The 11,444-nt window shown below is 62.8% G+C and carries 8 protein-coding genes; 6 read left to right on the top strand and 2 right to left on the bottom strand.

The features are described 5' to 3' along the window. The first annotated feature begins 46 nt into the window (after positions 1-46). Together MOD31_RS03730 and MOD31_RS03725 are read left to right on the top strand one after the other, a co-directional pair. Positions 47-736 (top strand): TetR/AcrR family transcriptional regulator, encoded by a 690-nt coding sequence (locus MOD31_RS03730; protein ID WP_238703452.1) that lies wholly within the window; start codon positions 47-49, stop codon positions 734-736. A 72-nt stretch (positions 737-808) separates the two neighbouring features. Then, a complete protein-coding gene (locus tag MOD31_RS03725) occupies positions 809-3,082 on the top strand; it encodes an HNH endonuclease signature motif containing protein (RefSeq protein ID WP_250819880.1) in 2,274 nt (757 codons plus the stop codon). 599 nt (positions 3,083-3,681) lie between these two features. Here MOD31_RS03725 and MOD31_RS03720 read toward each other — a convergent pair. Then, a complete protein-coding gene (locus MOD31_RS03720) occupies positions 3,682-4,239 on the bottom strand; it encodes a hypothetical protein (RefSeq protein ID WP_166842127.1) in 558 nt (185 codons plus the stop codon). Positions 4,240-4,440: 201 nt separating this feature from the next. Then, complete coding sequence (locus tag MOD31_RS03715) at positions 4,441-5,391, bottom strand: 5'-3' exonuclease H3TH domain-containing protein (RefSeq protein WP_374206967.1); 951 nt, start codon at positions 5,389-5,391, stop codon at positions 4,441-4,443. Between the two features lie 169 nt (positions 5,392-5,560). Between MOD31_RS03715 and MOD31_RS03710 the strand changes: the two genes are divergently transcribed. The 4 genes from MOD31_RS03710 to MOD31_RS03695 all read left to right on the top strand — a co-directional run bounded on the left by MOD31_RS03710 (position 5,561) and on the right by MOD31_RS03695 (position 11,444). Beyond that, the gene (locus MOD31_RS03710) at positions 5,561-7,495 is read left to right on the top strand and encodes an FAD-binding monooxygenase (protein ID WP_250819878.1); all 1,935 of its coding nucleotides are present in this window, start codon (positions 5,561-5,563) and stop codon (positions 7,493-7,495) included. Positions 7,496-7,603: 108 nt separating this feature from the next. Continuing rightward, positions 7,604-8,902, top strand: coding sequence for an SWIM zinc finger family protein (locus MOD31_RS03705; protein ID WP_250819877.1), 1,299 nt, complete (start codon positions 7,604-7,606; stop codon positions 8,900-8,902). Beyond that, the gene (locus tag MOD31_RS03700) at positions 8,899-10,341 is read left to right on the top strand and encodes a DUF5691 domain-containing protein (RefSeq protein WP_250819876.1); all 1,443 of its coding nucleotides are present in this window, start codon (positions 8,899-8,901) and stop codon (positions 10,339-10,341) included. The genes MOD31_RS03705 and MOD31_RS03700 overlap by 4 nt, the downstream gene beginning before the upstream one ends. Beyond that, positions 10,338-11,444 carry an AAA family ATPase gene (locus MOD31_RS03695; protein ID WP_142939301.1) on the top strand — a complete coding sequence of 369 codons (1,107 nt, stop codon included), beginning with the start codon at positions 10,338-10,340 and terminating at the stop codon, positions 11,442-11,444. Before MOD31_RS03700 ends, MOD31_RS03695 begins: the two co-directional genes overlap by 4 nt.

Raw genomic sequence — 11,444 nt, 5'->3', positions numbered from 1 at the left:
GTTAGTGCCACGTAACTGAAATTTAGGTTAGTCTTTATTAACTGTGATGTCCAGCACAGTAGGTCCCGCAAGTACAGGGACTGAACTGGCCAAGGAGGAAAACGTGACCGGAGGTCAGGAAGCAAGTATCAACAGCACTCGGACCCCCGCCACCCAACGCGGTCAGGCGAAGGAGCTCCGAAGGCTGGCCTTATTGTCTGCAGCCGCCGGACTGTTTGCCGAGAACGGCTTCACCCGGGTGTCCCTTGAAGACCTCGGAGCAGCAGCGGGAGTCAGTGGACCCGCCGTCTACCGGCATTTTCCGGGCAAGCAAGCGGTCCTTGGCGAACTTCTCCTCAGTGTCAGCCGCGACCTCCTGGACGGCGGATTGCAGGTGGTATCGGAGTCGGACGATCCCCGGTCCGCACTGAAGGGCCTGATCCGGTTCCAGGTTGATTTCGCGCTCAGCAATCCAGACGTCATCCGTGTCCAGGACCGGGACTTCGGAAGTCTCAGCGATGCCGACCAAGCAGAAGTCAGATCCCTCCAGCGCAGTTACGTTGAAACGTGGGTTGACGTCCTGGCCCGCATTCACACCGACGCAGATGTCGCCGGCCTCCGGGTTCGGGCACACGCAGCCTTTGGATTGATCAATTCCACACCCCACTCGGTGCGCCACCACGGCAGGAAAATTGCTGTGAAGTCCGCCAGGCCCATCCTGGAACAGATGGCTTTCGCTGCTCTGACGTCTGCCTGATTTTTTCTGTCGGTTGGGGCCGTCTTTGAACGTTGCGCTAAAAATGTCAGACCCCAATGATTTGATTTATTCATGGAGAACTTGGCGCAGTCGACGGCATCATGGGCGGAATCGTCCCCTGCTGTTGCTGCCCTGGCCGCGGTGCGGTCACAGCGCAGTGGGAGGACGCCGCACTTGATCAGGGCCGGGCGTACCGATTCGACGGCGCACATCACGGTGATCGAACATTTCCACGGCGTTGGAATGGCCAACGATACTGGTCGGCTGTACGGCGACAGACTGCACAAGGACGCTGGGCGACTCCACGGAACTGCGCCGGTCAAGGCTCCCGGCGGGCTCAACAGCCCACAGCATCTCAGCGGCGAGGCTAACTTTGCCCGGATTTCGAAGTCCACCGCCGCCCCCACCACACGTGCACAGGTCGACAACACGGCCTTGACGCTCGACCCACGGCGGAAGGCCTGGGCCCACTCCAGCCTGGACTCTGATCGGCCGATTCAACGCCAGCACGGGCAGATTCCTGAACCCACTGCCGTTTCGGGATCGGACTTCTCTACGCTCCTTGACGAGGGCGCTGCGCTTCTTGACTCCGCACGCTTGTCCGCGGCAGATGAGGTGCGGTTGTTGGGATTCGTTGAGGCGGCTGATTTCGCGGGCAGGGTCGAGGAGATCTCGCGGTCGGTGGAGTATTTGCAGGTGGTCGCTGCTCAGGCGGTGGAACGGACCCGAAAGGAAGCTCTGCAAGCTCGGCCGGGGGCGTCAGCGGCAGCGCCGGAATGGCGAACGGGTTGGACCGAGCCGGCAGGGGCTTCGGCGGTTCCCGCAGCCGCAGTCTCAAGGGGAACTGCCCCGGCGGGGGCTAGCCAGGCGGAACCGGACCCAACACGAGCTAGCCCCGCCGAACCGGCCCACACAAGAACCGCCCCGGTTGGCAGTTTCTTGGATGATGGGTACCGGAACACGGCAGAGTTCCTTCGGGCCCGGTTGCGGATCGGTATCGGTGAAGCCCGGCGCAGGCTCGCCCTCGCCGCCGATGCCCTCCCCCAAACCGGGATGACCGGGCAGGACGTCCCGGCCCGCCGCGAAGCCCTCGCCGACGCCCTCGCCTCCGGAGAGCTGTCCTCACGCTCGGCGTCGATCATCAGCACCGCCCTGGACAAAGTCCGGCACCTCGCCGATGAAGAAATGCTCACCCGGATGGAACACGCCCTCACCGCCACCGCGGTGGAATCCGATCCCGACTTTGTGTCCAAGATGGCCCGACGCTGGACCGACCTGATAGACCACGACGGCCCCGAACCCACCGAAGAAATCCTCCGCCAACACCAAGGCGCGTTCCTACGCCGCCGACGCCGCTACGGACTCCACCACATCGAAATCTTCGCCACCGACGAACAATACGAAACCCTCACCACCACCATGAACACCGCCACCAACCCACGCCTCACCACCGCACCACCCGACACAGCACCCGCCAGCTCCCCCATTACCGGTGCCGGTCACGGACGAACCAACGAAACCTCGCACGGTCACGGACCACACGCATCACCCATGCACGCATCACCAACGCACGCATCAGCAGTCTTCAGCCCGGCTTCCACAGACTCAGCTGGTAAGGACACCGCTGACGGTCCGGACCTGGACCGGCGTTCGAGGGCCCAGAAACTCCTCGACGGCCTCGTCGGTGCCTGCAGTGTCGCAATGAGCACCGGCAAGCTGCCCTCCAACGGCGGCCTCCGACCCCAACTCACCGTCACCATCGACCACCGCGACCTCTTCACCCAGCTCACCGGGCCCGGCCACGCAGCCCAAAATAGAACAACCCGCCAAGCCGACCAATCCAGCGGCTCAGCCACGGCCCCGAACCAGCCAAACACGCCCAACCAACCCGGCACCGGCGCTTCGCGGTACCGGCCCAGCACAGGCACAGCGACGTTCCTGGGCCCGATCCACCCCACCACCATCCGCAAAATCGCCTGCGACGCCGACATCATCCCCGCCCTACTCGGCAGCGACTCCCGAATCCTGGACATCGGACGCACCACCCGGATCTTCCCACCCCACATCCGCAAAGCCATCACCGCCCGCGACCAAGGCTGCACCTTCCCCGACTGCACCATGCCCGCACCCTGGTGCGAAGCCCACCACACCACCTACTGGTCCCACGGCGGCACCACAGGCACAGACAACGGCACCCTGCTCTGCAGCCACCACCACCACATCATCCACAAAGAACAATGGCGCATCGTCATGACAACCGGCGCCCCCTGGTTCATCCCCCCACCCCACATCGACCCCTACCAAAAACCCCGACGCAACCACCACCACACACCCCAACGAACATAAACCCAACCCACAACAGCCCCACGCCAGCGACACAGTCCCGCGCCCGTGGACACATTCCCGCGCTGCGTCGCAGCCCGGCGCCCGTCGGCAGAACCGGGCGTTGGGCGACACATCCGGCGCTGCACACCCCGGCGGTCACTGCACAGCTCCGCGCCCGTTGGTACATACCCGCGCTGGCGGCGCAGCCCGACAAAACTCGGCGTCGGGTCCACCCGGTTCCGCGCGCAGTGCGTGCCCCTGCCCCGTCGTTACAGGGGCCAGAGCAAAGGGCCGGCCGTACTAGTGTGAGGCCTCGTTCAACATGCCGTCTCCGTCGGGGTCGGAAAGGGAGGTTCACCAGTACCGAAACAGCTTTGCTGCCTCTTATGCGCCAGTGCGGAACTGCCAGGTTGAGGTCCGCTCAGACACCACGACCGCATCTTGTAAAAGAATAAGGGCCTGAGCACGGCTCAATACCGTGTCCAGGCCCTCGCTTCCTGGTATCCCTGCCTACTGGGCAAGTCCTGCTTTCGGGGTCCAGTTCATATCCGAATCCAGTTCATATCCGAGTCCGGTTCATATCCTGGGACCCCTTGGCCGAGATCTCCTTCTCTGTGACGTTAGCGGCCACCTCCTCCGATAACCCCGGCTTCGACTGCTTTGGTTACTGCGTCAGCTTCGGCTTGCGTCAGCTTGCCGTCAGTGACCGCTTTGTCGAGCTTGGTCTTCAGGGCGGCGGAACGTTCTGCCTGGCCTGCGGCCCGGATCTCTTCCAGGGCTGTGGTGACCTTGGATTCGTCAACAGCCAGCGATTCGGCGAGCGACTTCGCCAGGGCAGCGTCCTGTGCTGCGCGGTCCGGCTTGGTTCCTTCCGTTCCTTCTGCAGGAGGCGTGGTGGGCTTGTTCGCCTCACGGAACGCTTTCAAGGCTTCAGCGACTTTGGCTTCGTCCACGCCGAGCTTTGTGGCCAGTTCCGCGGCGATCTGGCCGCCGTCCCGCCCGTGTCCGTGACCGCCGGGCCTACCACCGCGATCTGACGGCGTGGTGGCGTCCGCAGATGACGTGGCACTAGGCGATGGTGTGGTGGCAGCTGTAGCGATGCTGGTTGCACCCAATCCTGCCCCCAGTGCCAGAGCTCCGGCCGCAAGTCCCAGTGTGATTCTCTTGGTTTTTGACATATGCCTCTCCTCAATGAGCCGTTGGTACGGCTTGTGTCTGAGGGACGGTCAATGGTTCCGTCCTCTTAACACGATGGGAGTCCCACCACAGTCCAGGCTGTTCTGAACCTGTCATTCGGCTGTGAAAGTGAACGGGAGCCTGTGAGGGTTGCACCCAACGGAGGTGCCCCTATCGGACGTTGCTCCTATCGGACATTGCCCCTATCGGAAACGGTCCAGAGCGTCCAGCAGTCTCTTGACGGATCCACCCAGGTTCCATTCTGTGGCCAACTGCTCAAGTTCTGTCCGCGCGTCTCCTGTGACGGGGCGCAGCTCAGCGCCAGCGTCTTGAAGTGTCGGGACGTCCAAGTCACGCACAACATTCACGACGACGGGCGCCACCTTGAGATAGTCAGCCGCCGCGGACAGCCTGGCCTGCACGGTAGCCGACAAACCGCCGTCGGGAGCTTCCGCAGCCTCAAGCAGTCCCTCCAGCGACCCATGGGCAGCAAGCAGCGACGCAGCCGTCTTTTCGCCGATGCCTGCGACGCCGGGGAGGCCGTCGGAGGCATCGCCGCGAAGTGTTGCGAAGTCGGCGTACTGCTGGGGCAGGACACGGTACTTGCCCACCACGACGACTTCGGTGAGAACTTCCAGGTTCTTCATACCGCGTGCTGTGTAAATGACGCGGACCTCTCGGTCATCATCGACAAGCTGGAAGAGGTCCCGGTCACCGGTGACCACGTCCGTCGAGATGGTTGCGTGGCTCGCGTAGGTTCCGATGACGTCGTCGGCCTCGTGTTGGTCGACGCCCACAACGGCGATCCCGGCGAGGTCCAGGACGTGTCGGATCATCGGGATTTGTGCCTCAAGAGGGTCCGGAACAACCTCCACATCCGGACCGTTGGGCACAATCTCCGCCACCCTGTGCTGCTTGTAGCTGGGGATGAGGTCCACGCGCCATTGCGGACGCCAATCATTGTCCCAACAGGCCACCAAGTGCGTGGCTTCGTAGTCGGTAGTGAGGCGGGCAATCATGTCCATCAATCCCCGCACTGCGTTCACAGGCGTCCCATCGGCTCGGCGAATGGAATCTGGCACGCCGTAGAAGGCACGGAAATACAAAGAGGCAGTGTCCAAGAGCATCAGTCGCGGCATACCTGATCCTGACATGCCCGTGACCTGATGCGCAGGAGGCAGCACGAGGTTCTGGCAGAAGAGACGCCAGGGACTTGAACCGGGATGTGAGCCGCATTACGATTATGTGAGCGATAATAGAACAGGTTGTTCTATTATCGAACATCGTTCTCTGTTATTGCCCACAAAGAAGTGAGGAAAGCCCGTGCAGTTTCATCACCACGGTTACGTATCCGGTGACCCGCGAGTTGAGCCGGCCGCCGGCGTAGGGATCGATCGTCCCGCCGAGCTTCCTGACGAGGTGGATGTTTTGATTGTGGGCACTGGCCCCGCGGGTATGCTCACGGCGGCGCAGCTCTCCCAGTTCCCGAACATCACTACGCGCATTATTGAGCGCCGTCCAGGGCGTTTGGCCATCGGTCAGGCGGACGGCATCCAGGCCCGCAGCGTGGAGACGTTCCAAGCGTTCGGATTTGCCGAGCGGATTATCGCGGAGGCCTACCGCATTACGGAGATGGCGTTCTGGAAACCGGACCCGGCCGATCACTCCCGCATTGTCCGGGCTGCCCGGGCCGTGGATGACCCGGCAGGGATCAGTGAGTTCCCGCACTTGATCGTGAACCAAGCCCGTGTCCTGGATTACTTCGCGGAGTTCATGGCCAACTCCCCCACACGAATGAAACCCGACTACGGCTATGAGTTTCAGGGCCTCAACGTCACCAGCGAAGGTGATTACCCGGTTGAGGTGACCTTGGGTCACACCTCAGGACCCAATGAAGGCCAGGAACGGGTCATCCGTGCCAAGTATGTTGTGGGTGCTGACGGTGCCCGCAGCAAGGTCCGTGAGTCGATCGGATGTCACCTGGCCGGCGATCAGGCGAACCATGCATGGGGTGTCATGGATGTGCTGGCAGTGACGGATTTCCCGGACATCCGCACCAAGTGCGCCATCCAGTCCGGCTCCGGTGGCAGCATCCTGCTGATCCCGCGCGAGGGCGGGCACCTGTTCCGCATGTATGTGGACCTGGGCGAAGTCAACCCTGAGGACAAGGGTGCGGTGCGAAAGACCACCATTGAGCAGATCATTCAGAAAGCCAATGACATCCTCCACCCGTACACTCTTGATGTCCGTAACGTCGCCTGGCATAGCGTTTACGAGGTAGGTCATCGGCTTACGGACAGGTTCGACGACGTTTTGCCGGAGGACCGCGGTACCCGCACCCCGAGGGTGTTCATCACCGGAGATGCGTGCCACACCCACAGTGCCAAAGCCGGGCAAGGCATGAATGTGTCCATGCAGGACGGCTTCAACATCGGCTGGAAACTCGGCCACGTCCTGGAAGGCCGCAGCCCCGAATCTCTTTTGGAGACCTACTCGGCTGAACGGCAAGTGGTGGCGAAGAACCTCATTGACTTCGACAAGCAGTGGTCAACGCTGATGGCCAAGAAACCCGAGGAGTTCGAAGACCCGGCGGAACTGGAAACCTTCTACACCAGCACTGCCGAGTTCCCGGCCGGTTTCATGACCAAATACGCGCGCTCGATGGTGGTTGCCGACGCACGGTACCAGGACCTTGCCACCGGCTTCCCCGTAGGAAAGCGCTTCAAATCAGCGCCCGTCCTTCGGGTCTGCGACACCAACCCCATGCACCTGGGCCACCACGCCAAAGCGGACGGCCGGTGGCGCATCTACGTTTTCGCCGACACCGCAGAGGCAGGAGCGCCGGGCCCGGTCGCTGACTTTGCCGAGTGGATCGCGAACTCGCCTGCTTCGCCGCTGGCCGCGACGCCGTCGGACGCTGACCGCGACGCCTGGTTCGACGTGAAGGTGGTCTACCAGCAGGACCACACCAAGGTGGACATCAATGCGGTACCCGCGGCCTTTAAGCCTACTGTTGGACCCTTCAGGCTGACCTACCTCGAAAAGGTGTTCGGCACCGACCCCAACAACGACATCTTCGAGCTGCGTGGCCTCAGCCGTGACGGAGTGGTGGTTGTGGTCCGCCCTGATCAGTACGTCGCCAACGTCCTGCCCCTGACCGCGACCAGCGAACTCGGTGAATTCTTCGCATCGCTTTTAGCCGTGGAGCGGAGTAAAGGTGTCCGAACCGAGCCGGGTTTGGTCAGTAACCAGGCCTAGCGAGCGAAGGGCAGTGCCGGGGAGCCGAGTGCCGGCTTCCCGGCAGTTCCGACGCCACACCCTCACCGCTGTTCTATAGTGTCGGAACCGTCGGGCAGAATGTGAGGCATGGGGCGTTGGAGCGAAGAGACAGTCATTAACGCGGCCCCGGACTCCTCCTCACTGGCAGCAGCACGGAAGCTTGCGCATCCGGGTCCGTGGACGGACTGCGGCAGCAACGACGACCTTGTGTGGGGTAAGTGCCAAGGCAGCGGAAAAACGCCATACCAAGTGAGCGTAGACATCGTGGCGCCCGCCTACCGGTGCTCGTGTCCCAGCCGAAAATTCCCGTGCAAACATGCCTTGGCTCTGCTCCTGCTCTGGGCACGGGGCGAGGCGGCAGAGGCGGGAGCCGAGACCGCTGATTTCGCTAAGGAGTGGGCAGACCAACGGGCTGTTCGCGCCACGGTCAAAGAACGCCGGAATGCGGTGCAGCCCGCCGATCCGGAAGCGCAGGCAAAGCGTCTTACCGCCAGACTCGCCCTGATGGACGCGGGGGTCGACGATTTTTCGCGCTGGCTGACGGACCTTGTCCGCACTGGACTTGCCGCTGCCCGCAACCAGCCCTATTCATGGTGGGATGCCGTTGCAGCACGTTTGGTGGACTCCCAGCTTCCTGGTCTGGCCGAACAGGTACGGGACATGGCTTCCCAAGTCCACGGCAGGACCGACTGGGCTGACCATCTTCTACGCCACGCGGGCCGTTGGTGGGCCTTAACCAAGGCATGGTCAGGCAGGGACAACCTCACGCCGGAAGAATTCTCGGACGTCAAGGCTGCCCTCGGGTGGGCCACGGCGTCTGCCGATGTACAGGGCACTGAATCGCTGCCGGGTCCTTGGCTGGTTCTGGGAGCGCACCGGAGCGATGACGGACGCCTGCAGCAACAACGAACGTGGATACAAGGCCCGGACGGAACGGTAGTAGTGCTCCTCGATTTCGCCGCGCAGGGCCAAGGTTTGGCGGCGCCGCAACTTGCCGGGGCTCTGCTTGATGTCACAGTTGCCCGTTACCCCGGAACAACACCGCAGCGCGGGATGTTCACGGGCCCTGTCACTCCCTTGGACGTGGCTTCAAGCCTCGGCACGGGGCACAGTATTGTGCAAGCCCTTGAGCACGAGTCTGCCGCTGTTGCCCGTTCACCGTGGCGGACCAGGATTCCCGTGCTTTTGGACGAAGTCACGGTCAATTCCGAGGGAACCGGGTGGCTGCACGATCCGCACGGCGACGCACTCCCATTGGTGGACGCCCCGCTCGACTCGTTGCTGGCACTGACCGGTGGCCATGCTGCCAGTATTTTTGGTGAACTGGAAGATGGTCGAGTGCGTCCCCTGACCGTGGTGGTTGACGGAAGGGTGGTGACCCCATGATGTGGTTGGCGGAGCTGCGAACAGCAGCGCTGGTGGGTACCGGACGGCACGACGCCCCCCAACCGCCCGCCGAGCTGGGATTTCAAGCACCCGATGGACTGAGCCGGGAGGAATCCCTGTTGGATCAGGCCGCGCTGGCTGACATTGTGACCCGGGCGACGCGGACAGCCTCTGCCGCCTCCAGTGCAGGATTTCCTTCACCGGCGTCTGCTGACGCAGTGCCACAAGCCAGCGGAGAGGCCGCACGGCTGTTGGAACTTTTGCTGACCCAGGCACCTGTGGGTCCTGGCCTGAGGACCCAGCTGGTAGTGGATTGGCTGACGTTGGCTGAAGAAGCACGACGACGGGTCCCCCACCGGCTGCTGCCGGCGTTACTGACGTTGGCTGAGACTCAGTCCATTGTCTTCAGGCGTATGGAACCGGCAATTGGAACCCGCGGCCGGTGGATGCAGGAGATCAAAGGCCAGCCTTCTCAAGAGCCCGCAACCCAAAGTACTGGCCTCCGCGGCTCTGATGCTGCGGCAGGCTACGGACCGCTGAGAGGCCGTGATCCAGCAGCTGCACGCATACAACTTAGCGAGTGTTGGACGTCGCTCAGCGCCCGGGAACGGGCAGGCAATCTGGCGTTGTTCGCCGGAAACCTCCATGACAACGACGAAGCTCTGCTGGAGAAGGCCTTGGACGACAAAGCAAAAGGCGTACGGGACGTGGCACTCCGGCTCCTGGACCAGCTTCCCGGAAGTGCGCGTGCTGCTCGGATGGCCGCCAGGCTGAAGCCTTTGCTGCAGCTCAAAGGGCTCCTGAGCAAACGGCTGGAGATAGACCTCCCCCCGGACCCTGACAAGGAGGCTCTGCGGGACGGCGTTCCAGCGGACCCACGCAAGGGCGAACCGGACCGGATGGCACGGTTGGAGGCCATCGTCAGAGGGGCACCGCTGGACGTGTGGACGTCGGTAACAGGCCGTAACCGCCCGGCTACCGTTGCGCTGCTGCAGGACGAGCCCCGCGTCCTGAACGCGATGATCGCTGCAACTGCCGCCCGCAACGATGTTGAATGGGCCCGTGCGCTTCTTGGGGTCCTGACAGACAGGAGGCTGCTCGATTGCCTCCCTCCCGATGAGCGGGCACATTGGCTCGAGCGCCACGTCCGGGAAAGCAGTGACGAGCCACTGACACTGGCTCCACTCCTGCAAGACCTGCCGCAGCCGTGGTCCGTGCCGTTGGCAGAGGCGGTATTGACAGTGATTTCCGGCAAGGATGGGGGCCGTCTGGCCGTCATCCTGTCCGAAGGCCTGCCTACCGCGCTTCCACCGGAGGTCACCGAGCGTTGCCGGCAGCTTTTGGCACAGACTGACAAAGACGCTTCCCGGCGCCGTGTGCTGCGCGACGCTGTCCAATACCAATCATTCAAACAATCCCTGACGGAGGCTTTCCGATGACCGATACCCAGAACGCCACGGAGGTTCTTCGCGCGCACGCCGAAAACGCGTACGCCGATGAACTCAGCGCTTTGGACGCTGTTGACGACCGCCCCCGCCCACCCAGCTGGCGGCTCTCTCCCTGGGCTGTCACCACCTATATCCTGGGGGGTACGTTGGCCAACGGTGTTCAGATCAGCCCAAAGTATCTTGGCTCGGAACGCCTGGTGGAAATCGCCGTGGCGTCACTGGCCACAGACCGGGCCCTGCTGTTGCTGGGTGTGCCGGGAACCGCGAAGACCTGGCTTGGTGAACACCTCGCCGCAGCCATCTCCGGTTCATCCACGCTGGTAGTGCAGGGCACTGCGGGTACCCCTGAAGAGGCTCTGCGGTACGGCTGGAACTATGCCCGGTTGCTGGCCGATGGCCCGTCCCGCGCCGCCATGGTTGCCGGCCCGGTGATGCGCGCCATGGAGACCGGAAGCCTTGTGCGGGTTGAAGAACTGACCCGTATTCCTTCCGACGTGCAGGACTCCCTCATCACTATTCTCAGCGAGAAAACGTTGCCCATTCCTGAGCTCAACGAGGAAGTCCAGGCACGGAAGGGCTTCAACGTGATCGCCACCGCGAACAACCGCGATAAAGGCGTCAACGATCTCTCGTCCGCCCTTCGCCGCCGGTTCAACACGGTGATCCTGCCGCTCCCGGACAGCATCGACCAGGAGGTGGAGATCGTGACCACCCGTGTTCGTAGCTTGGGAGAGTCATTGGAGCTGCCCGCCGATTTGGCTGCACTTTCCGAGATCCGCCGAGTGGTTACCGTCATGCGCGAACTTCGGTCGGGGGTGACCCAGGACCAGCGGACCACCATCAAGTCCCCATCTGCCACATTGTCTACAGCAGAGGCCATTTCCGTGATGACCAATGGGTTGTCCCTGGCAGCACACTTCGGTGATGGCACGGTCCGGGCAGAGGATGTAGCCGCCAGTCTGGTGGGCGCGGTGATCAAGGACCCTGTGCAGGACCGTGTGATCTGGCAGGAATATCTGGAGACCGTTGTGCGGAACCGGCCTGACTGGAAAGACCTGTACCGGGCCTGCCGCGACCTCGAATCGTCCAACTGA

The sequence above is a fragment of the Paenarthrobacter sp. TYUT067 genome, from assembly GCF_023656375.1.
Taxonomy (GTDB): Bacteria; Actinomycetota; Actinomycetes; order Actinomycetales; family Micrococcaceae; genus Arthrobacter.
This window is presented reverse-complemented; position numbering and strand designations above follow the sequence as displayed.

Coding starts and splice junctions, on each gene's coding strand:
- MOD31_RS03695 (WP_142939301.1), top strand. CDS start 10,338: ATGACCGATACCCAGAACGCCACGGAGGTTCTTCGCGCGCACGCCGAA.
- MOD31_RS03725 (WP_250819880.1), top strand. CDS start 809: ATGGAGAACTTGGCGCAGTCGACGGCATCATGGGCGGAATCGTCCCCT.
- MOD31_RS03700 (WP_250819876.1), top strand. CDS start 8,899: ATGATGTGGTTGGCGGAGCTGCGAACAGCAGCGCTGGTGGGTACCGGA.
- MOD31_RS03705 (WP_250819877.1), top strand. CDS start 7,604: ATGGGGCGTTGGAGCGAAGAGACAGTCATTAACGCGGCCCCGGACTCC.
- MOD31_RS03720 (WP_166842127.1), bottom strand. CDS start 4,239: ATGTCAAAAACCAAGAGAATCACACTGGGACTTGCGGCCGGAGCTCTG.
- MOD31_RS03730 (WP_238703452.1), top strand. CDS start 47: ATGTCCAGCACAGTAGGTCCCGCAAGTACAGGGACTGAACTGGCCAAG.
- MOD31_RS03715 (WP_374206967.1), bottom strand. CDS start 5,391: ATGTCAGGATCAGGTATGCCGCGACTGATGCTCTTGGACACTGCCTCT.